We start from the raw sequence: 19,770 nt of genomic DNA on the forward strand, positions 1-19,770 counted from the left end.
AACAAAATCAAATTATTTTCTCGATTTTATTGCGAATCGGCGCTAAATAACGGAAACCCGCCTAAGGTTTTTAACCGATTCACCATATAGCAGAACAATTCGGCGGTTTTTTCGGTGTCATATAGTGCCGAATGGGCTTGTTTCGGATCAAAACCGATCCCCGCCGCATGGCATGCTTTGATTAACACATTATTACCGAACATAAACGCGCCGAGGGTGGCTGTGTCGAAGGTGCCGAACGGATGAAAGGGATTGCGTTTCAGCTGGCTGCGCTCTGCCGCCGCCATCAGGAAACTGTGATCAAATGCGGCGTTATGCGCCACGATAATCGAGCGTTTGCAATCGGCGGCTTTTTGGGTGCGGCGCACCATGCGAAACAGTTCGCCAAGTGCGGTTTCCTCGCTCACCGCGCCGCGCAACGGGCTTTCAATATCAATGCCGTTAAATTTGAGTGATTCGGGATTAATATTCGCCCCTTGAAACGGTTCGATATGGAAATGGCATTTTTCATCCGGCAGCAAAATGCCGTTTTCATCCATTCTTAACGTGACTGCGGCAAGTTCCAACAAAGCATCGGTTTTAGCGTTGAAACCGGCGGTTTCCACGTCGATGATCACCGGAAAATATTCACGAAAGCGATTTTTTAATAAATGATAATTAGTGTTGCTGTCGGGTTGCGGGGAAGTTGGCGTGCTCGTCAAAATAGAATCCTGTTGGCTGGAAAGAAAATGCCGGAATCTCAAATTAGTCGTGAGATTCCGGGCGCAAATTAGTTGCCTAAACCGGCTTTGGCGCTTTTATTTTCGATAAATTCGATTTTATAACCGTCCGGATCTTCCACAAAGGCGATGACGGTGGTTCCGCCTTTCACCGGGCCCGGTTCGCGAGTGACATTACCGCCGGCTGACCGCACTTTGTCGCAGGTGGCGTAAATGTCATCGGTGCCGATAGCGATGTGTCCATAGGCGTTGCCTAATTCATATTGCTCCACGCCCCAGTTGTAGGTCAGTTCCAAAACCGCACTTTTGTCTTCGTCGTCATAGCCGAGGAAAACCAAAGTGTATTGGTATTCGGTGTTTTCACTGGTGCGCAGCACACGCATTCCTAACGCTTCGGTATAAAATGCGACCGAGCGATCCAAATCGCCGACACGCAGCATGGTATGTAAAATTCGCATGATTAATCCCCTAAATTGTTAACGAAACCAGAAATATGGCATTATAATGTCAAGATATCCTTGATTGCCATTATTTTACCACGTTGAGCGTTTTATGTCAGACCATAACGAAAACAAAGTTCAAATTCTGCTTCTTTCACTTGTGCCGGCGCTGTTGTTGCTTGGCGCAGAAACCGCACTTTTCTTTTCACAACAGCAATTGAACGTTTTCATTGCTCATTTTTCGTTGGCGGTGTTGGATGCGCAATTGCTGGCACAAATTGTCTTTATTAAAGGCGAAATCTGCAACGGGCAGCGCGCACGGCTGATTAAAGGCAGTCTGTATCTGGCGCTGTATTGGGTTGGGCTGTTGCTGCTCGGCGCTTTAGCTGAAAAGCGTTATATTCCGCTGGCATTGGTGATCGGCGCATCTGTTTTGATGTTGTTCGCCGTTTGGCAACAACCGAAAGACGATGAGCGGCTGCGTCGCGGTTTGTTGCTGTTTGCCAATGTGTGCGGCGTGATTGGGCTGCTGGCGTATTGCTCGATTTGGCTGAATTTGCCACTGCAAGAGTGGCTGCGCTACAGTCCGTTTAGCCAATTGTTATTGGGCGCGATCATTGCCAATTGGCTGCTGAAAATCTCGCGCAATCGTTTGCAAGGATTTATTGCATTACTGCCTCGTTTAATGCTGCTGGCACTGATGTTGAATGCGTTGTATAGCGTGGTGGTTCTGTTGTTACTGTATTTCAACTTAATTGCAGTGACCGTCAGTGTGCTTGGTTTTGCGCTCTATTTTGCCGTTCATCTGCTGACGGCGGGGGTGTTGGGTTGGTTGATCTGGAAAAATCAACCGCTCACGCCGGCGGTGTTGACGCTGCTTATGCTCTTGACAATCAGCTTGCCGTTTTGGCTGATGTAAGATGATGAAAAATGGACTGATTGCACTCGGATTGCTGCTGTTACTGATTGTAGCGGCGCTGTGCTATCTGCTGCGCGCCAGCGGGTTGCAAACCGTCGCAAATCATTTTCTTTTTCCGGATTATCAAATCAGCTTATCCCAACCGTTAGAAACTGACTTTGACGGCATTACGCTACCGCACTTTAAGCTGCAAACGGCTGATTGCGAATTGGGCGAAGCCAGCGATCTTCGTTTAACTTGGCAGTCGCGCAAATTAGCGGTGCAGCAATTGGAATTGGACTACGCCTGCCTGCAACAATTGGTGGAACAGACTAATGAGAGCGAAAGCAAAACGCCGTTCACCGTCGATCGACTGTGGGCACTGCTGCCACTGGGTGAGCTGGAAATCGCACAATTAACCTGGCGAAATCATGAGGCACTGCAACAACCACAATTACAGCAAATTCTTGCTGCAACAACGTATGCAAGTGCGGTGCGGGAAGGAAGCGCATTGCGTCTGCATTTGCGCAGTGAACAATCAAACCCGCAAACTGGCACGGCTCACGAGATTAACGACACCGCAGTTGCCCCCAATCCATTATTGGATCTGAATGCGGAACTTGTCGGGCAAAAACTGACGGCAACTGCGGTCTATCAGCCGGATAGCGAACAGTTTAACCAATTGGCAATTGACAGCGAATTGGCGGCGAGTTTTGATCAATTACCAATCACAGCGAATTTGGATTTTCATTGGCGTTCACCATATTTGATTATTCCGCAAGGCGGAATGCGACTGGCTTGGCAACAGCAACAAGCCAAATTGCAGCTGTATGAAGTTGCCGAACAACAAGAACACGAATTAGTGAGCCTGCCGTTTGATATTCAAGACGGCAATTTACAGATCAGCAAAGCGCAATTTAATTGGTCAAAAGATTTGCCACAGCCGATGAACGGTTTTCTGGATCTCAATGTACAATCGGAGGAGAGCCGCTTTTTCTGGAATAGCTTCCCGTTAAAAGTCAATTTTCGCCTTTCCTTGCTATCGAACGGTGAAAAAGGCAAGGGCGTGATCGTTATTCAGGGCTTAAACGGCATTATTGAACAGAATAGTCTGCATATTCCGTTACAGGCAAATGGCGATGTGAAATCGTTCGACAGTATTTTTTATGCCAGCTTGCCGATGCAAGTCGAAGGATCGTTGCACGATCCGGTTCTGCGCTTTTTGAGCGGCTCACTGCTGCGAATGAACGGCAACACCGAACATATTGATATTGAGGAGTTGCGTTTGCCGTTGGCGGGCGTGGTGGTCGGGCAGTATGGTGTCAAAGGGCGGTTACAGGCGATTTTAAGAGGCAAAACTCGCCAATTTGAGCGGATCGATCTGCATCTGGACGGACGGGCAAATGAATTTATTGCCGGTATCCATTCGATTTTTAATATCCGCTCGGCACAGAATGTGACCGGCTTACAGCAGGCACAAGCGATCGCCAATATTTGGCGCTGGAATTTTTGGGGATATGCCGATATTCCCAGTTTGCGCAGCGTAGTCAGTTTGCGCGGACGCGGGTTTTGGCAGGACAATCTGATTAAAATTCAATTATTAGACGGCGAATTGAATAAATTTTCCCTGCCGGGCGTCGAGGTGGACAGCTTAAAATTGACTTTAACCGAGAGTGTGGATTGGGATTACCAGCAACAAAAACTGCAAGGCGCGTTGAGCGTGAACACCCCGAAAATCCAGTTTGAATATGGCGGGCAATTTATCAAGCCGGATATCACGGTCAGCATTCAAGGCAAAGATTTTACCGATCTGAATTTGAAAAGTGAGCTGACATCCGATAAGCTCGGGCCGATTCGTCTGTTTTCACGTTATCAAGACGGCATTTTGCGCGGCAATATTTATTGGCCGCAGCAATCCGCCAACGTGTTCCAGCCGTTGTTTCCACAGCGTTGGAAATGGCTGATTCAGCGCGGCACGATTCGCGGGCAGACCGCTTTTTCCATTTCGCCTGAAAATGGCGTGGTTGCCGGTGGACACGTCGCGATCCAAAATGCCAATATTGCGTTGCCTGACGGCTCGATCAGCGGGATCAATTTCTCCTTGCCATACCGTTATCAAAACCAGCGTTTCCAATTGGGGGTGAAACAACCGGCTGAAGTGAAAATCGCCGCGTTGGAAAACGGCGTGCGGCTGAAAAATGTTTCGCTGCAAGTGCAGGGGCATTATCCTTATAGTCGAAAAATGCCTTTATCACTCAGCCGCTTACACTTGGAGTTACTCGGCGGCGAGCTGAATGTGAGCAAATTTTCCCTGCCGCAGCACAATCCGGCATTTTTGCGGTTGAACAATATTGAATTAAGCGAAGTGCTGGAGCTGTTGCAATATAACCAATTGGAAATGAGCGGCAAGGTGAACGCCAATCTGCCGTTTTGGATCGAAAATTCCGACTGTATTATTTGTGACGGCATTATCGAGCAAGGCAGCGATTGGCGGATCCACTTGGGCGACGAGTTGATTAAAGAGATCGAACAAGGCGGCGGAATAACCGAGCGGATTTTAACCAACCTGATGGAAACCATGGATGTGTATGATTCAAATATCAAAGTGAATTTGCTGCAAGACGGCACCGGCTTGATGAACGCACAAATTAAAGCCAATAATGCGTTACAAAATCCGATCTTTTTGAATTACAATCATAAAGAAAATGCCTTTGATTTGTGGAGTTCGATTAATTTCGGCTCAGAATTAAAACAGAATTTAGAATATCGACTGCAACAACGGCAAGAAAGCCGTCGAAAACCATAGAGAGCAATCATGTTATTTATGCCTAGAACGCTAACCGCACTTTTACTCAGTCTGCCAATGCTCGGCTGCGTACCGAAAATCCAGCTGGAAACCCCAAAAGAGGGGATTACTATCAATATGAATGTGGAAGTCGAACACAAGATCCAAATCGAAACCGACGACAACACCCGCCGGGTTTTGGGCGAGCCGTAGTGGGCGATTAATCTGTAATATATTGTTTTGTTGATCTATTAATCAGGTGGTTAAGCCGAAATTTGATTGTTTTAAAGGAACGAAACACAGTTGCTATACAACCTAATTAAAATAGTATTCTATACCTCCCCCAGCCTTCGGCAGCCCCCTCCGTAAACGAAGAGGGCGAAAGAAATTTTATTGTTCATTACTTGATTTTCTCTCCCTCCGCGTGCGGAGGGAGATGCCCGAAGGGCAGAGGGAGGCAGTACGCTATTTCATAGTGTAGTAAATACAGTCGCTACACCAATTGATTGGATAAATATCAATTAAACGGTGTACATAATGGATTATTTATTCCCACCTTTCCAATTCGCCCAATCAAAGCAACGAGTGGGCAAAATACGGCGCAGCCACCAGTAGAGTTTAGTCGGAAATGTCACTTGATAACGCGCTTTCGGGTGTTGGCTGTTCAGGCATTGCAACACCGCTTTGGCGCAGGCTTCCGGCGGCAGGGTGAACGGGTTGGCGTTACCTTTGGTGTTTAAGCGCGCCAGCTGTTTCTCATAGGCGGCATGGTGTACGCTGTTTTGCCAGTCGATATGCTGATGAAATTTTGTCAACGCATTCGGGCGGAAGCGACTGGTGATGGGGCCGGGTTGCAACAGGCTGACGAAAATATCACTGCCGATTAATTCGGTGCGTAAGGTATCGCACAAGCCCTCCAAGGCAAATTTACTGCTGTTATACGCCCCTCGCCACGGCATGCCGGCAAAGCCTAGAATGCTGCTGTTGACGATAATCCGCCCATGCCCTTGGCGGCGGAGAATCGTCATTGCGTGCTGGATGCACTCCCAAGTGCCGAACACGTTGGTTTCAAACTGTTCGCGCAGCGCCGCGCGATTGATGTCTTCCACTGCGCCGGTTTGTCCGTAACCCGCATTGCAGAAAATCGCATCTAAACGGCGAATTGCCGTGATCTGTTGTAGCACGGTTTGGATCTGTTGCGAGTCGGTAATATCAAGTTGAACACACTCTAAACCGGCTTGTTGCAAGCGTGTGACGTCGTCACTTTTTCGGCAGCTGGCGATCACCTGCCAGCCGTGTTGTTTGAGGTAAAGTGCGGTTGCGTAGCCGATGCCGCTTGAACAACCGGTGATAAAAATAGTTTTGGTCATGCTGTGTTAATCCAAATGATGTAACAAGGTTTCGATATTTTTTAAGCCGTTTAAACGGGTTTCACTCAGCCGCTGTGCAATGCCGCATTGTTGTAAAAGTGCGGCGACGTCAAATTGTTGTAGCGCACTTAGCGGCAAATCCTGTAATGCGCAGAGCAGCAGGTACAGCAAGCCGTTCATAATCCGCGCTTCGCTGTAAGCGGCAAAGCGATAGCTGCCGTCGGCTTGTTTGTCGGCACGAAACCGCACTTCCACTTCACAACCGCGAATCAGCTGCATTTGCGCCAAGTCGTCTGCACTTGGAGTCGGCAGCTGTTTGCCGAGCTGAATCAAATAGCGGTAGCGCGCTTCCCATTGCTGAAGTTGTTCAAATTTGGCGATAAGTTCTTCAATCGGCGGCATTATCACTCCCTCAACAGCGCCAATGCGCTGTCTAATGCGTTGAAAAAAAGCGCAATCTCGTTCGGCGTGTTGTAGGGCGCAAACGACAGCCGCAAGGTGCTTTTTTGTCCTAAACGGCTTAAATATGGCTGCGCGCAGTGTTCGCCGGCACGCAGTGCAATTCGTTGTTCGCTTAACAAGGTGTTTAAATCAGAGACATTGAGATCATCAAACACGAAGCAAATCACCGAGCTGGGCTGCGGCGAGTTGAACAGCCGTGCGTGAGGGTAGGTTTGTAACCGCACTTTGAGTTGTTGCGCCAGTTCGACGACGTAGCGTTCGGCGGCTTGAAAGTCAATCGTTTGTAACCAATTCAGCACCGCGCCGAATCCGATCACCGCCGCAATATTCGGCGTGCCGGCTTCCAGTCGATACGGCAGACGATTAAAACTGATGTTTTGTTTTGAAACGCGATCAACCATTTTGCCGCCATACAACAGCGGTGACAGTTTTTCAAGCGCGCTTAGTTTGCCGCTCAGCACGCCGAGTCCGTTTGGACCGTATAATTTGTGGGCGGAAAAGGCATAAAAATCGGCGTCAATGGCTTGAATATCCAATTTAAGATGAGCGATCGCCTGGGCACAATCGACCAACACCAGCGCTTGCGACGCGGTTTGACGAATGGTGCGTACCAATTCGGCGACGGGTTGTTCCGTGCCGGTGACATTCGAAACATAATTCAGTGCCACTAATTTAGTGCGCGCGGAAAGCGCTTGTTGCAATACCGCACTTTCAATCAGCCATTGATCGTTAATCGGCAACACAATCAATTTCGCCGCGCATTGCTGCGCCAATATTGACCAAGTCACAAAATGGGCGTGATGATCCGCTTCGCTGATAATGATTTCATCGCCCGGTTGAATACTTGCCGCCAATCCGTGCGCCACGGTGTTAATCGCTTGCGTTGCGCCGGAAGTCCAAATCACGCAATCGCTGGATTCGGCGTGAATCCATTGTGCAGTTAACTGCCGTGCCTGTTCATAAAGTGCGGTTTGCTGCTCTTCGTGTTGGCTGCGGTGCACCGAACCGGCGCTTTGATAAAATGCCAGCGTGCTGTCGATCAGTGCCTGCGGCTTTAATGCGGTCGCGGCGGAATCCAGATAAACCAGTGCCGAATCTTGCTGAAAATAGGGAAATGCGGCGCGAAATTGTTCGGGGTTGAAATGCGGCATAAGTTATTCCGAGTGTTAGGGAAGTGGCTATTATAAACTTAACGCTGCGCCTTGCGCCACAAATACGGTTCTTGCGGGGCGTTGTCTTGCCATAAACCGCGCTTTTGCTGTTGTGCACGGTCTTGTACGTTTTGGTATTGCGGGTTTTTATGATAGAAGCGATACGCCCAAGCGTAGCCGTTTTCGATCATCAGCAGGTTGATGTTGCGTTGCTGGCTGTCGTACACCGTTGCCAGGCGGCGGGCGTATTGATCGATGCCGTCAATTTTGAGGCTCACCGTTTGTTTGTGAATCAATTTTGCCAATTGCTGTTTGGCTTGATTGGCGTAAGCCTGCCCGTTTTCCGGTGCATCGATGCCCAATAACCGCACTTTGATCCGTTTATGGTTGTCGCTTAAACAAGTGAAGGTGTCGCCGTCGCTGATATGAATTGCACGACATTGCAATGGGTTAGTGCTGGATTTTGCCGTGGCAAACGGCGTGGAAAGTAACAAAAATGCAAATAAAAAGAAAAAACGTGTTATCAACACTTTACAGCCTCACTTGAGAAAACCAAAAAAACGGGAAATACAGTGACTTTGATCACAAATTAAGAGAGAATTATTTCATATTTTCCAGCCATATCAAATCAAGATGAAACAAAAAATCCTGCAGCTGCTGCGTTCGTTAGCGATTTTATATGCGATGTTGTATCTCGGCACCGCGGTGCAGCATTTGATTCCGATCGGGGTGCCGGGCAGTATTTGGGGCTTGCTGCTTCTGTTTGTGTGTCTGGCGACCCAAATTATCAAAGTCGAATGGATTGCCCCCGGCGCCAGTCTGTTAATTCGTTATATGGCGCTGTTGTTTATTCCGGTCAGTGTTGGCATCATCAAATATGCCGATCTGCTACTGGCGAATGCCAAGCAGTTGGTGATTCCGAATATTCTCAGCTCGATGCTGACTTTAGTGGTGATCGGCCTGTTAGGCGATTATCTGTTCGAACGCCACAGCATGCGCAAACTGCGGCAAAAAGCGCAGCAAAAGCGCAAGTCGTCGTAAGCGGGGGAATAATGTTACAGAACCTGACGATCTATTTATATACCGTATTAACGATTTTGGCGTTTATCACCGCACTTTGGCTGCATAAGCGCTGGAAGTCGATTCTGTTCAATGCGTTTGTACTGACGCTGTTGTTATTAATCGGAACTTTGTTGCTGTTGGATATTCCTTACGATCGTTATATGCAGGGCAATGCACCGTTGAATAGTCTACTTGGGCCGTCGATTGTGGCTTTAGCGCTGCCGCTATATCAGCAACTTCGCCAAATCAGTCGCCGTTGGCGCAGTATTTTATTGATCACCACCGCCGCCTCGCTGTTGGCGATGTTTAGTGGCGCGGGCTTGGCATTGCTGTTAGGTGCAAGTGAGGAAATTATCGCCACGGTGCTGCCGAAATCGCTCAGTACGCCGATTGCGATGGCGGTGGCGGAAACCGTCGGCGGCGTGCCGTCGGTGGCGGCGGTCGGGGTGCTGTTGGCGGGGTTGCAAGGTTCGATCTTCGGGTATCTGATTCTGAAAAAAATCGGTTTAAAACACCCTGAAGCAATCGGGCTGTCGGTCGGTGCGATTTCTCACGCCCTTGGCACCGCCCGCACTTTAGAAATGGATCAACAGGCGGGCGTGTACAGTTCGATTGCGCTGGTGCTGTGTGGGATTATCAGTTCGGTGCTGGCGCCGCTGGTGTTTCATGCGGTGATGTTGCTCTTTTAGCCGATTAGCGTTTTAATCCGAAACCGATCGGATAGAGCGGATTTTGACTGTCGCTTGGTAAATCCGGTTGCTGTTCCTTTACCGCCTGCATTGACGACGGCAATTCAAATGGCAATTTTCCGCTGAAATCCGCCAAGCTGAGAAGCGCGCTAAGCAGCACATGATCGCTGACGCCGAAATTGGCAATCAATGCAGCGGTATGCGGCTGGATATTGCTTAGAATTGCCGGACGATCGAGGTAAATACTGACGACGGTCGGTACGACCGCAGCGGTATTTTTAATTAACCGGTAGTCGGTGTTGTCCGAACTGAAATCCAGTGCGCCTTCATGTTGGCGCGCGCCGAAAAAATAGCTCGGGTGTAAAATTTCATACGGGGTGGCAATCCGAATAATTGCGATGTCTGCTTCTTCAGGCGTTGCTACTACTTTAAAGCCAAGTGCTGTCGCAACATTGGCATCCACGCTGTGTAAGAATACTTTGCTTTTCTTTTTCAGCGGCAGAGTTTGATTTTTATTTTCCAATAAAACCAATGACTTCATTTGCGCTTTTTGCGCCTCTTTCTTTGCCTTTTTATTACCGACAATGACGGCAGCCCGTTTAGGATCAACAAATGGCGCTTCAAACAGCCCGATTTTGAATTTTTGCAGCAAAATGCGTTTGACCGATTGATCCAAACGCGCTTCTGACAATTTACGTTGCTGAACGGCTTTGATGATTAAATCGGTATTTGAAACTCCGCCGAACTGATCGACGCCGGCATCTAACGCTTTAAGAAACCGTTGTTGTAAAGGCAACTTTTCCATGCCCAAAGGCGCACCGGGCGGCAGGGAAGGCGTGCCGTATTTTTCGCCTTCTTGACACTCTTGACCGCAGTCGTTGGTCACTAGCCAGTCGCTGAGAATCACGCCGTCGAAACCGTACTGATTGCGCAGCACATCGGTCAACAAAGTGCGGTTGAATCCGACCGCAACCGGCTCTAGCGGTTTACCATTGATTTGAACGTCTTTTAAAATCGAATAGGCGGGCATCACCGACGCAACATTGGCAGCAAATGCGCCTAAAAACGGTTCGATATGCTGTACTAAATTATTCGCTGGGAAAACCGCATATTTTCCATAAGCGTTATGGCTGTCCCAACCGTCCTGCGCCGCGCCGTAACCGACCCAATGTTTCACCACCGAAACCACGCTGCCGAGCCGCAAGCCGTGGCTGCCGTGCTGGATTCCGTTGACATACGCATTCACCATTTGGCTGACGGCTTCGGCATTTTCACCAAAGGTGCCATCGTTCCGCGACCAACGCGGCTCGGTCGCTAAATCAGCTTGTGGCGAAAGCGCAATATGAATCCCGCTGGCGAGATACTCTTGCCGCACGGAATCGGCGTATTGTCGGGTTAGTTCCGGATCATTGATCGCGCCAAAGCCTAAAAATTCAGGCCATTGGGTGAATTGTCCTGCGGCAACACTCATGCCGTCCAACTGTGTGAATGAATTTCGAGGATCGGAACTGACGCTGATCGGAATACCAAGCCGGGTATTTTCCGCCATTTCCTGTAATTTGTTATTTTCCTTGCTGAACGTCGCAATGGAGTCGGCGTATAAACGGGTTAACAGACTCGTGATCTTTTTATCTTGGATTAAGCGTCGATTTGCTTCCAAATCATAATGTTCCCCTTGCCCGCTAATACTTTGTGGAGTGATTGCGGTGGCGTGCATCAAGGTGCCGGCTTTTTCTTGCAGGTTCATTCGGGCAAGCAGATCATCGGCACGTGTTTCGGCATCTAATCGCCAGTCTTCATAGGGATCGAGCGTGCCGTTACGATTGAGATCTTTAAAATGCCATTTTCTAAACTGCAATATCGGCATCTGACGATAAGTCAGTGTTGGCTGAATAATGGCAGTTTCTGCCAACAAGTTGCAGCTGACAAAAGAAAAAAGACAAAGTGCGGTTAACCTGTTCAATAGAGCACTCCCATATTTGTTCCAGTATAATTTATTATTTTAAATAAAAAACATAAATGAAAATACTGAATTGTTGTTTTTTTAACTGAGTTAAATTTTGATTTTCAATAGGTTGTTTTTAATATGGCTTAATTTAATAAATTTACTTAATTAACACCTGTTTTTTTATACAGTATTTTGCGTTATAATCCGCATATTGTTTTTGACTTCTCATTTGGCTATGCAACAGAAAAAGATTATTCATATCGATATGGATTGTTTTTTTGCCGCGGTAGAAATGCGTGAAGATCCGTCGTTGCTGGGCAAACCGGTGGCGGTGGGCGGCACGGTTTCACAGCGGGGCGTGTTGTCGACTTGTAATTATGAAGCGCGCAAATTCGGCTTGCACAGTGCAATGCCGACCGCACTTGCATTGAAAAAATGCCCGGATTTGGTTTTGCTGGCGGGCAATATGGCGCTATACAAACAAGTGTCGGAGCAAGTGCACGAGATTTTTCGGCGCTACACCGAATTAATCGAGCCGCTGTCGTTAGACGAAGCCTATCTTGATGTGTCCGATTGTCAGGCTTGTAACGGCTCGGCGACGTGGATTGCGGCGGAAATTAGGCAAGCAATTTTTAAGGAACTGCAACTGACCGCCTCCGCCGGTGTCGCACCGTTGAAATTTTTAGCTAAAATTGCTTCCGACATCAACAAACCAAACGGGCAGTTTGTGCTGACACCAATGGAAGTGGATGCCTTTGTGTTGCAACTGCCGCTGAAAAAAATCCCCGGCGTCGGGCCGGTGACAGCACAGAAACTGCAGGCGATGGGATTGGAAACCTGCGCGGATATTCGCCGCTTGAAACAGCATATTTTGTTGGATCAATTCGGCAAGTTGGGGCAGCGAATTTGGCAATTCAGTCACGCCATCGATGAAAGAGCGGTCCAGCCGGAGCGCGAGCGCAAATCGGTCGGGGTGGAAACCACCTTGTCGCAAGATATTGAGCAGGTGGAATCGGCGGCGGAGATCTTATTCGTGCTATATCAAAAATTGCTACTGCGATTGCAGCGCGCTCAGCCGGATATTCCGTTGCGTGACTATCGTAAACTTGGCGTTAAACTGAAATTCAACGATTTTCAAACCACCACCTTGGAAAGCAGCGCCCACCCGCTAAATGAACACAGCTTTCAAATTTTGCTGCAACAAATTTGGCAGCGAGCCAACGGACGCAGCGTACGTTTAATCGGCTTGAACGTCACTTTGCCGCACAAAAAAACAGCACAACAACTCAGTTTATGGTGATTTAATTGAAATTATCACAAAAATATTACATTTCCGATTTACTAAAAATGCGTATGTGCTATAAACAGTTAAATTTCAAGACAAAGGTGTCGATATGAGCATGAAAATTCAATTAACTAAAAAATCAGCCGATGAGATTTGGGGCAAAAGTGCGGTAGTCAGTTTTGATAATGGCACGGCGAGCATTCATTTCGGCGAAGAAAAAAGTCGGATTAAAATTCAACAAGCGGCGCGGAAACTGCGCAGCCAGGGGATTAATGATGTTGAGCTGGAAGGCAAGCATTGGGATTTAGATCGCTGCTGGGCGTTTTACCAAGGATTTTACACCGCCAAACAGCAATTTGCGGTGGAGTTTCCAAGCCTGGACGATGCGGAACAGCAGCAACTTTTCCGCCAAATTGAAGCCGGTGATTTTGTGCGCGAGCTGATCAATCTGCCGTCGGAGCAGATCACGCCGCAAGAACTGGCGCACCGCGCAGCGGATTTTATTTTGCAGCAGGCGGCACAGGCGGAAAACGAAAGTGCGGTTTCATACCACATTATTTCGCGTGAAGAGCTGCGGGATCGCGGTTATCACGGCATTTGGACGGTGGGCAAAGGATCGGCTAATCAACCGGCGATGTTGCAACTGGATTTTAACCCGAGCGGCAATCCGGACGAACCGGTGATGGCGTGTTTGGTCGGCAAAGGCATCACCTTTGATACCGGCGGTTACAGCTTAAAACCAAGCAATTCGATGGATTCAATGCGTTCCGATATGGGCGGCGCGGCGCTGTTGAGCGGTGCGCTTGGGCTGGCGATTGCCTGCGGCCTGAATAAGCGGGTGAAACTGTATTTATGCTGCGCTGAAAACATGGTCAGCAGCCGCGCGTTTCGTTTAGGCGATGTGATCGAATATCGCAACGGCGTGGCGGTGGAAGTGTTGAACACCGATGCTGAAGGGCGCTTGGTGCTGGCAGACGGGTTGATCGACGCGGAAGCGCAGCAGCCGCAATTTATCATTGACTGTGCGACCTTAACCGGTGCGGCAAAAATGGCGGTCGGCAATGACTACCATTCGATTTTGTCAATGGACGATAAACTGGTCAACGCGATGTTTGAAGCCGCACAACAAGAGAATGAGCCGTTTTGGCGTTTGCCGTTCGAGCCGTTTCACCGTGAACAAGTTAGTTCGTCATTCGCCAACATCTGCAATACGGCTTCCGTGCCGGCGGGCAGCGGTGCAGGGGCGAGTACCGCCACCGCCTTTTTATCTTATTTCTTGAAAAATTATGAGAAAAACTGGCTGCATATTGACTGTTCCGCCACGTTCCGCAAATCCGCAAGTCCGCTATGGGCAACCGGTGCAACCGGAATCGGGGTGAATTCACTGGCAAATTTATTATTAAATCAGGCTGACAGTTAATAGTCGGCTGGTTATGGCTCCAAGTGCGGTTGTGACCGCACTTTTACTCTCAAGACATTTAGAAGGAAGCGATATGCAACAAACTCTTTCGATTATCAAACCGGACGCGGTACGCAAAAATCTGATCGGCGTGATTTTATCCCGTTTTGAAAGCGCGCGTTTTACCATTGTCGCCAGTAAAATGCTGCAACTGACTGAAGAGCAGGCGGGCGGATTTTATGCCGAACACCAAGGCAAACCGTTTTATGACGGTTTGGTCAAATTTATGACCTCCGGGCCGGTGCTGGTGTCGGTGCTACAAGGGGAAAATGTGATTCAGCGCCATCGGGATCTGGTTGGCTTGACCGATCCGAATGAAGCGAATGCCGGCACGATTCGATTTGATTATGCCGAAAGTAAAAGCATTAATGCGGTGCACGCCTCGGATTCCGAAGCTTCAGCAAAGCGGGAGATCGAGTATTTTTTTGCGGAAAGTGAAATTCATCCGCGTTAATTGAAAAAGGAAATGCTATGTTAACCCGTTGTCCGGAATGTCGGCATAAAGTGAGCGATACGGCAAAAAGCTGCCCGTCTTGCGGCTTTTCGTTTGATCCGCAGGATTTGGAACGCTACAAAGCGCAACATCAGCGTTTGCGTGAACATAAGGCGGAGATCAACCGCAAGAGTGTGAAATTACACTTAATTTGGTTGGCGATTTTTGTGGTGTTTATATTGGTTGCCAGTTGGATCACCAATGGCTAAATAGAGTTGCTGCGGACTCAAAAAAGAAAATGCCGAGGAATACTTGATCTACTCGGCATTTCGTCACTCTGTGTTAACGAGCAAGATTACATTTTATTTTGCACTTTGGTGGCGGAGTTATCAATCGCTTCACCGGCGGATTGAATATCTTGTCCTGCGCCTTTTACTGTGTTACAGGCGGTTAACGTACCGATGGTTGCTGCCAAAATAAGCGCCCAGATCATTTTCATAGTTGTATCTCCCGTAATAGTTAAAGTGAATTAAGTGGTTAAAAATAACCACTTAGGGTTATACTACACGGATAAAAATAAAATAACAACCCTCAAATTAATGGCTTTTGGTGGTTTCTAAGCGCTCAAATGATAACACTCGGTTTTCCAAACGGCGCAATAGCAGGGTGGCAATACCGGTGATCAGCAGGTAAATCGCCCCTGCAATGCCGTAGATCAGAAGTGCATCATACTGTGTGCCGTAAAGCTGTCTGGCATAGCCCATAATATCCATAATCGTGATGGTTGAGGCAAGCGAGGTGCCTTTAAACACCAAAATAATCTCGTTGGTGTATGACGGCAGGGCGCGTTTTAGCGCGAATGGTACTAGAATCCGCAATGTTTGCCAACGGCTTAAGCCCAACGCCGCCGAGCTTTCCCATTGGCCTTTTGAGATCGCTTTCACCGCGCCGTGGAACAGCTGGGCGGAATATGCGGCACTGTTTAAAGCCAATGCCAACATGGCGCAGAACCACGCGTTTGACAGCAGCGACCAAAACGGACTGTTGATAATCCATTGGAATTGCCCCGGGCCGGCATAAATCAGGAAAATCTGCACTAATAACGGCGTGCCGGTGAACAGCGTGATATACCCTTTCACCAAGCCTTTCAAAGTGCGGTTTTCCAGCGACAGGATAAATGTGAACAGCACCGCCAAAATAAACGAAATAACTAATGCCACGGCGGTTAGCGCCAGACTGGTCGGAATGCCTTGTGCAATCGTCAAAAAATAGTCGTAGATCATGCCGCCTCCCTTTCAAATCGGGTGAATCGTTTTTCCAAGCGGGCAATGCCGATTTTGCTTAAAATGGTGACTGCTAAATAGAGCAGAGCGGCAATGCCGTACCAAGTGAACGGCTGATGAGTATTTGCGTTGCTGAGTTCCGCTTGGCGCATCAGATCGTTCACGCCGATTAAGGAAACAAGTGCGGTATCTTTTAACAAGATCAACCATTGGTTGCTCAACCCCGGCAACGCGTGGCGCCAGACTTGCGGCATAATAATCGAAATAAAGGCTTGCGCACGGCTTAAGCCCAATGCCGCCGCAGATTCCCATTGTCCCAACGGAATCGCTTGAATCGCACCGCGCAGCGATTGTGAAGCATACGCCGCGAAGATAATCGCCAAGGCGACCACGCAGGACCAAAACGGGCTGAATTCGACAAAATCGCCGGTCAGGAGGAACAGCACTTGGGTTGAGCCGTAATAAATCAGCAATACCACCAAAATTTCCGGCAAACCGCGCAACAACGTCAGCACCACCGAGGTGGTGTTGCGAATCGCCTTCATTTTGGCGGTTTCGAACACCACAAACAGCATAGCGAGCAGCAAGCCCAAAATTAATGCGCAAACAGCCAGACCTAAGGTCATCAGGGTGGCTGAGAACATGAGCGAGAGAAAGTTGCTAAACATAGAGGTTTATTATTTTCCGCTCATCCAAGTGTCGTAAATTTTTTGGTATTCGCCGCTGGCTTTAATTGCCGCTAAGCCTTGATTCAATTTTTCCAGTAATTCGGTGCTGGCTTGGTTGACCGCAATGCCTAAACCGGTGCCGAAATATTTAGGAACGGTGACTTTCTCGCCGCTGAACTCAAGGCTGTCATCGGTTTTCATCCAGTCTGCCAGCACGGCGGTGTCACCGAAAATAATGTCGATGCGTCCGTTTTTGAGATCCAAGATTGCGCTTTGTAGCGTGGCATAGGATTTCGCGCTGTATTGTTTGCCGTTTTCCGCAATATATTGCTGGAAAGTGGTGCCGTTTTGTACGCCGATATTTTTCGCACTGTTCAGATCGGTTTTGCCTTTCACCACGATAAAGCTGGCGGAGCTGTCGTAATACGGATTGGTGAAGCTGACTTGCTTGGCGCGTTCTTCGGTGATGTCGATAGCGGAAATCGCAGCGTCAAAACGCTTGAATTTTAAACTTGGGATCAAGCTGTCGAACGAATGGCTTTGGAATTTACAGTTGGCTTGAATCTCCGCACAAATTGCGTTTGCGACATCAATATCAAAACCGACGATTTTGCCGGTGGAATCGGTGTTTTCAAACGGCGGATAGGTCGGCTCGGTCGCAAAGGTGATATCCAGTGCATTGGCGGAAAATGCGGTGGCTAAAAGTGCGGTAGCGAGTAGTTTTTTCATTGTAAGCTCCTTAACAAAAATGGATGAGAAGTTGAACATTAATGCGATAAATAATGCGCAAACGCGGCGGTTTGCGGATGTTGGAAACAGTCGGAACCGCCCATTTCAATAATTTTGCCTTGTTCCATGTAGATCACTTTGGTTGCGACTTTGCGCGCCACCGCCACTTCATGGGTGACGATCACTTGGGTGATGCCGGTTTGTTGCAATTCTTGAATAATTGAAACCACTTGCGCGGTGATTTCCGGATCCAGTGCCGCGGTCGGTTCGTCAAACAGCAGCACTTGCGGTTTCATCATCAACGCGCGGGCAATGGCAACGCGCTGTTGTTGCCCGCCGGACAAATGCAGCGGAAAACGGTCGGCGTGATCTTCCACCCGCAGGCGTTTCAATAAGCCCTGCGCGCGTTCCACCGCTTCTGCTTTGCTCAAGCCCAACACTTTCATTGGCGCTTCGATCAAGTTTTCCAACACGCTGTAGTGCGGCCACAAGTTATATTGCTGGAATACCATGCCGACATCTTGGCGCAATTTGCGGATTTTTTTGGCATCGGTATTGGCAGATAATTCAAATTGATTGCCGGCGATGGTCAATTGACCGCTCTTTGGCACTTCCAGCAGATTCAGCGTGCGGATCAACGTGCTTTTGCCTGCGCCGCTCGGCCCCAGCAACACGATAATATCGCCGTCTTGCGATTCAAAGTTGATGTCAAAAAGAGCCTGCTTGCTGCCGTAGAAAAAATTCAAGTTTTTAATACTGATCGTCATGTCGCCAACGTATCTTAGGTGGGTGAATAAATAATGCGGAATAGTAATAATAAAAAAAGCCTCATGCAAATAAAATCTCAAAAAAAGCGAGCAAAGTCGCATAAAAATTCAGATTCGGCGCATGAAATTCAAGTTTGTTCAAAATAACGGCGTTATTTTCTACGTGGGCGGGCAAAATAAAGGGGAAAAAAAATCTTCCCCATTCGTGTTATTGTTTCGCTGTTAATTCCAGTTGCTGTTTTAAATCGCTCGGCAGTTCGAGGGCTTGCACCAGTTGCTGCATATAGGCTTGCTCAAGAAAGTGATCCGGATCAATCACCGACAGTGACGCCATATAGACTTCCGCCGCCAATTGCGGTTCATCGACTTGATCCGCCAGCGCTTGCGGATTTAACGGAGCATTCAGCCACTCGTTAATCAGCTGATCGGCACGCTCGCCTTCCCCCAATTGGTTCAGCCCTTTGTGGATTTGTTCTCTTTCTTGCGCATCAATTTGTCCGTCTGCACGGGCGGCAAAGACCATTGCTTGGGTCAGCAACATGATTTTATGATCCGACAGGCTGCTGTTGGCATATTCAATCGCTTGTTGCTGGCTTTGCGGATCGAAATTCAGATCTTGCGCGCTCACGCCGTTTTTGCTTTGCTGCCATTTATTATAAGCCAGCCACGCCGCACCGGCCAACGCGGCATAGCTGCCGGCTTTAAATACGCCTTTGCGCGCACTGCTGTTGCCTAGAATCAAACCTGCCAAGCTGCCTACCGCGGCGCTTTTAGCGATTTTAGAAAAATTCTCATCTTTCATCATTTCGCCCAGGCGGCTTTGTAATTGACTGAATAAATTATTCATCGGGTTTCTCCTTATATCAATGAACGTTCTCAATCCTTAAGCGGATTTCGCCATTTCAAATTCGATTAACATCATCAGAATGTGAATCACTTTAATGTGAATCTCTTGGATCCGATCGGCATAGCGAAAGTGCGGTACGCGAATTTCCACATCCGCCAAGCCCGCCATTTTGCCGCCGTCTTTGCCGGTCATCGCAATCACTTTCATGCCTTTTGCCTTAGCGGCTTCAATCGCGTTTAGCACATTTTTCGAGTTGCCCGAGGTGGAAAGTCCGAACAGTACATCGCCTTTTTGCCCCACCGCTTCGACATAGCGCGAAAACACGTAGTCATAGCCAAAATCGTTACTTACGCAGCTTAAATGGCTGACATCGGAAATCGCAATCGCGGGGTAGCCGGGGCGATTTTCACGGTAGCGACCGGTTAATTCTTCGGCGAAGTGCATCGCGTCACAATGCGAACCGCCATTACCGCAGGACAATACTTTGCCGCCTTGTTTGAAACTGTCGGAAATTAAGAGTGCGGCTTGCTGAATCAACGTTAAGTTATTTTCATCGTTGATAAAGTTATCTAATACCGTTGCCGCTTCGTCTAATTCAGCTTTGATTTGATCTAAATACATATCTGTTCCTCAATAAAGGTGAGTTAAGTAGTTTGATTATTGTAGAACAGATTGGCGGGGAATGATATGGGAAAAATGTCAGTGGATTATGGACGATAAGCGATAAGAAAACCGCACTTTGCCGAAATGGCTCAAGTGCGGTGTGCAAGTGCGG

23 protein-coding genes are annotated in these 19,770 nt (G+C 48.4%); 9 read left to right on the top strand and 14 right to left on the bottom strand.

The genetic code is table 11. The features are described 5' to 3' along the window. Positions 1-26 precede the first annotated feature (26 nt). Together rnt and gloA are read right to left on the bottom strand one after the other, a co-directional pair. Positions 27-701 carry a ribonuclease T gene (gene rnt / locus ACUHGC_RS08030; protein WP_446832829.1) on the bottom strand — a complete coding sequence of 225 codons (675 nt, stop codon included), beginning with the start codon at positions 699-701 and terminating at the stop codon, positions 27-29. A gap of 68 nt (positions 702-769) precedes the next feature. Next, a complete protein-coding gene (gene gloA / locus ACUHGC_RS08035) occupies positions 770-1,177 on the bottom strand; it encodes a lactoylglutathione lyase (protein WP_446832830.1) in 408 nt (135 codons plus the stop codon). Positions 1,178-1,271: 94 nt separating this feature from the next. Between gloA and ACUHGC_RS08040 the strand changes: the two genes are divergently transcribed. From ACUHGC_RS08040 to ACUHGC_RS08050, 3 genes are read left to right on the top strand one after another with little or no spacing between them, the layout of a single operon-like run. Further along, positions 1,272-2,078: a hypothetical protein gene (locus ACUHGC_RS08040; RefSeq protein WP_446832831.1), complete on the top strand. Its 807-nt coding sequence runs from the start codon at positions 1,272-1,274 to the stop codon at positions 2,076-2,078. 4 nt (positions 2,079-2,082) lie between these two features. Next, a complete protein-coding gene (locus ACUHGC_RS08045) occupies positions 2,083-4,863 on the top strand; it encodes a YdbH family protein (RefSeq protein ID WP_446832832.1) in 2,781 nt (926 codons plus the stop codon). Between the two features lie 18 nt (positions 4,864-4,881). Further along, the gene (locus ACUHGC_RS08050; protein WP_446834870.1) at positions 4,882-5,055 is read left to right on the top strand and encodes a YnbE family lipoprotein; all 174 of its coding nucleotides are present in this window, start codon (positions 4,882-4,884) and stop codon (positions 5,053-5,055) included. A 329-nt stretch (positions 5,056-5,384) separates the two neighbouring features. Here ACUHGC_RS08050 and ACUHGC_RS08055 read toward each other — a convergent pair whose 3' ends face one another. Genes ACUHGC_RS08055 through ACUHGC_RS08070 form a run of 4 tightly spaced genes read right to left on the bottom strand, consistent with a single transcriptional unit; the run spans position 5,385 to position 8,355 of the window. Further along, complete coding sequence (locus ACUHGC_RS08055; RefSeq protein WP_446832833.1) at positions 5,385-6,212, bottom strand: SDR family NAD(P)-dependent oxidoreductase; 828 nt, start codon at positions 6,210-6,212, stop codon at positions 5,385-5,387. Positions 6,213-6,218: 6 nt separating this feature from the next. Further along, complete coding sequence (locus ACUHGC_RS08060) at positions 6,219-6,614, bottom strand: SufE family protein (RefSeq protein WP_446832834.1); 396 nt, start codon at positions 6,612-6,614, stop codon at positions 6,219-6,221. Positions 6,615-6,616: 2 nt separating this feature from the next. Next, positions 6,617-7,825, bottom strand: coding sequence for an aminotransferase class V-fold PLP-dependent enzyme (locus ACUHGC_RS08065; protein ID WP_446832835.1), 1,209 nt, complete (start codon positions 7,823-7,825; stop codon positions 6,617-6,619). Between the two features lie 38 nt (positions 7,826-7,863). Then, positions 7,864-8,355 carry a thermonuclease family protein gene (locus tag ACUHGC_RS08070; RefSeq protein WP_446832836.1) on the bottom strand — a complete coding sequence of 164 codons (492 nt, stop codon included), beginning with the start codon at positions 8,353-8,355 and terminating at the stop codon, positions 7,864-7,866. Between the two features lie 103 nt (positions 8,356-8,458). Between ACUHGC_RS08070 and ACUHGC_RS08075 the strand changes: the two genes are divergently transcribed. Next, the gene (locus tag ACUHGC_RS08075; protein WP_446832837.1) at positions 8,459-8,866 is read left to right on the top strand and encodes a CidA/LrgA family protein; all 408 of its coding nucleotides are present in this window, start codon (positions 8,459-8,461) and stop codon (positions 8,864-8,866) included. Between the two features lie 11 nt (positions 8,867-8,877). Beyond that, a complete protein-coding gene (locus ACUHGC_RS08080) occupies positions 8,878-9,576 on the top strand; it encodes a CidB/LrgB family autolysis modulator (protein ID WP_446832838.1) in 699 nt (232 codons plus the stop codon). 4 nt (positions 9,577-9,580) lie between these two features. On the opposite strand, the gene ACUHGC_RS08085 is transcribed toward ACUHGC_RS08080, so the two are convergent. Next, positions 9,581-11,539 carry a glycoside hydrolase family 3 protein gene (locus ACUHGC_RS08085; protein WP_446832839.1) on the bottom strand — a complete coding sequence of 653 codons (1,959 nt, stop codon included), beginning with the start codon at positions 11,537-11,539 and terminating at the stop codon, positions 9,581-9,583. A 220-nt stretch (positions 11,540-11,759) separates the two neighbouring features. On the opposite strand from ACUHGC_RS08085, the gene dinB reads away from it, so the two are divergent. The 4 genes from dinB (at position 11,760) to ACUHGC_RS08105 (ending at position 14,970) form a co-directional block, all read left to right on the top strand. Next, entirely contained in the window at positions 11,760-12,824 is a 1,065-nt protein-coding gene (gene dinB, locus ACUHGC_RS08090; RefSeq protein ID WP_446832840.1) for a DNA polymerase IV, read from the top strand. Positions 12,825-12,918: 94 nt separating this feature from the next. Then, the gene (pepB, locus tag ACUHGC_RS08095; protein WP_446832841.1) at positions 12,919-14,229 is read left to right on the top strand and encodes an aminopeptidase PepB; all 1,311 of its coding nucleotides are present in this window, start codon (positions 12,919-12,921) and stop codon (positions 14,227-14,229) included. Positions 14,230-14,302: 73 nt separating this feature from the next. Further along, the gene (ndk, locus tag ACUHGC_RS08100; protein ID WP_446832842.1) at positions 14,303-14,722 is read left to right on the top strand and encodes a nucleoside-diphosphate kinase; all 420 of its coding nucleotides are present in this window, start codon (positions 14,303-14,305) and stop codon (positions 14,720-14,722) included. 17 nt (positions 14,723-14,739) lie between these two features. Beyond that, positions 14,740-14,970 carry a zinc ribbon domain-containing protein gene (locus tag ACUHGC_RS08105; protein ID WP_446832843.1) on the top strand — a complete coding sequence of 77 codons (231 nt, stop codon included), beginning with the start codon at positions 14,740-14,742 and terminating at the stop codon, positions 14,968-14,970. An 86-nt stretch (positions 14,971-15,056) separates the two neighbouring features. On the opposite strand, the gene ACUHGC_RS08110 is transcribed toward ACUHGC_RS08105, so the two are convergent. From ACUHGC_RS08110 to lpcA, 7 genes are all read right to left on the bottom strand, one after another. Next, positions 15,057-15,200 carry an entericidin A/B family lipoprotein gene (locus ACUHGC_RS08110; RefSeq protein ID WP_446832844.1) on the bottom strand — a complete coding sequence of 48 codons (144 nt, stop codon included), beginning with the start codon at positions 15,198-15,200 and terminating at the stop codon, positions 15,057-15,059. A 97-nt stretch (positions 15,201-15,297) separates the two neighbouring features. After that, entirely contained in the window at positions 15,298-15,984 is a 687-nt protein-coding gene (artM, locus tag ACUHGC_RS08115) for an arginine ABC transporter permease ArtM (protein ID WP_446832845.1), read from the bottom strand. Then, on the bottom strand, positions 15,981-16,652 hold the full coding sequence (gene artQ, locus ACUHGC_RS08120; RefSeq protein WP_446832846.1) for an arginine ABC transporter permease ArtQ: 672 nt from the start codon (positions 16,650-16,652) through the stop codon (positions 15,981-15,983). The genes artM and artQ overlap by 4 nt, the downstream gene beginning before the upstream one ends. A gap of 9 nt (positions 16,653-16,661) precedes the next feature. Further along, positions 16,662-17,381: an arginine ABC transporter substrate-binding protein gene (locus ACUHGC_RS08125; protein WP_446832847.1), complete on the bottom strand. Its 720-nt coding sequence runs from the start codon at positions 17,379-17,381 to the stop codon at positions 16,662-16,664. Positions 17,382-17,419: 38 nt separating this feature from the next. Then, entirely contained in the window at positions 17,420-18,148 is a 729-nt protein-coding gene (gene artP, locus ACUHGC_RS08130; protein ID WP_446832848.1) for an arginine ABC transporter ATP-binding protein ArtP, read from the bottom strand. A 208-nt stretch (positions 18,149-18,356) separates the two neighbouring features. After that, positions 18,357-18,995, bottom strand: coding sequence for a tellurite resistance TerB family protein (locus ACUHGC_RS08135; RefSeq protein WP_446832849.1), 639 nt, complete (start codon positions 18,993-18,995; stop codon positions 18,357-18,359). A 36-nt stretch (positions 18,996-19,031) separates the two neighbouring features. Then, complete coding sequence (gene lpcA, locus ACUHGC_RS08140) at positions 19,032-19,616, bottom strand: D-sedoheptulose 7-phosphate isomerase (protein ID WP_446832850.1); 585 nt, start codon at positions 19,614-19,616, stop codon at positions 19,032-19,034. Positions 19,617-19,770 lie beyond the last annotated feature (154 nt).

Source organism: Testudinibacter sp. P27/CKL/0425 (genome assembly GCF_052931395.1).

What these genes read in the sequence shown, in the direction of transcription:
- artQ (WP_446832846.1), bottom strand. Translation starts at nt 16,652, where the DNA reads ATGTTTAGCAACTTTCTCTCGCTCATGTTCTCAGCCACCCTGATGACC.
- ACUHGC_RS08080 (WP_446832838.1), top strand. Translation starts at nt 8,878, where the DNA reads ATGTTACAGAACCTGACGATCTATTTATATACCGTATTAACGATTTTG.
- ndk (WP_446832842.1), top strand. Translation starts at nt 14,303, where the DNA reads ATGCAACAAACTCTTTCGATTATCAAACCGGACGCGGTACGCAAAAAT.
- ACUHGC_RS08060 (WP_446832834.1), bottom strand. Translation starts at nt 6,614, where the DNA reads ATGCCGCCGATTGAAGAACTTATCGCCAAATTTGAACAACTTCAGCAA.
- ACUHGC_RS08135 (WP_446832849.1), bottom strand. Translation starts at nt 18,995, where the DNA reads ATGAATAATTTATTCAGTCAATTACAAAGCCGCCTGGGCGAAATGATG.
- ACUHGC_RS08065 (WP_446832835.1), bottom strand. Translation starts at nt 7,825, where the DNA reads ATGCCGCATTTCAACCCCGAACAATTTCGCGCCGCATTTCCCTATTTT.
- artM (WP_446832845.1), bottom strand. Translation starts at nt 15,984, where the DNA reads ATGATCTACGACTATTTTTTGACGATTGCACAAGGCATTCCGACCAGT.
- ACUHGC_RS08075 (WP_446832837.1), top strand. Translation starts at nt 8,459, where the DNA reads ATGAAACAAAAAATCCTGCAGCTGCTGCGTTCGTTAGCGATTTTATAT.
- ACUHGC_RS08125 (WP_446832847.1), bottom strand. Translation starts at nt 17,381, where the DNA reads ATGAAAAAACTACTCGCTACCGCACTTTTAGCCACCGCATTTTCCGCC.
- ACUHGC_RS08040 (WP_446832831.1), top strand. Translation starts at nt 1,272, where the DNA reads ATGTCAGACCATAACGAAAACAAAGTTCAAATTCTGCTTCTTTCACTT.
- ACUHGC_RS08050 (WP_446834870.1), top strand. Translation starts at nt 4,882, where the DNA reads ATGCCTAGAACGCTAACCGCACTTTTACTCAGTCTGCCAATGCTCGGC.
- ACUHGC_RS08105 (WP_446832843.1), top strand. Translation starts at nt 14,740, where the DNA reads ATGTTAACCCGTTGTCCGGAATGTCGGCATAAAGTGAGCGATACGGCA.
- gloA (WP_446832830.1), bottom strand. Translation starts at nt 1,177, where the DNA reads ATGCGAATTTTACATACCATGCTGCGTGTCGGCGATTTGGATCGCTCG.
- dinB (WP_446832840.1), top strand. Translation starts at nt 11,760, where the DNA reads ATGCAACAGAAAAAGATTATTCATATCGATATGGATTGTTTTTTTGCC.
- artP (WP_446832848.1), bottom strand. Translation starts at nt 18,148, where the DNA reads ATGACGATCAGTATTAAAAACTTGAATTTTTTCTACGGCAGCAAGCAG.
- lpcA (WP_446832850.1), bottom strand. Translation starts at nt 19,616, where the DNA reads ATGTATTTAGATCAAATCAAAGCTGAATTAGACGAAGCGGCAACGGTA.
- pepB (WP_446832841.1), top strand. Translation starts at nt 12,919, where the DNA reads ATGAGCATGAAAATTCAATTAACTAAAAAATCAGCCGATGAGATTTGG.
- ACUHGC_RS08055 (WP_446832833.1), bottom strand. Translation starts at nt 6,212, where the DNA reads ATGACCAAAACTATTTTTATCACCGGTTGTTCAAGCGGCATCGGCTAC.
- ACUHGC_RS08045 (WP_446832832.1), top strand. Translation starts at nt 2,083, where the DNA reads ATGAAAAATGGACTGATTGCACTCGGATTGCTGCTGTTACTGATTGTA.
- ACUHGC_RS08110 (WP_446832844.1), bottom strand. Translation starts at nt 15,200, where the DNA reads ATGAAAATGATCTGGGCGCTTATTTTGGCAGCAACCATCGGTACGTTA.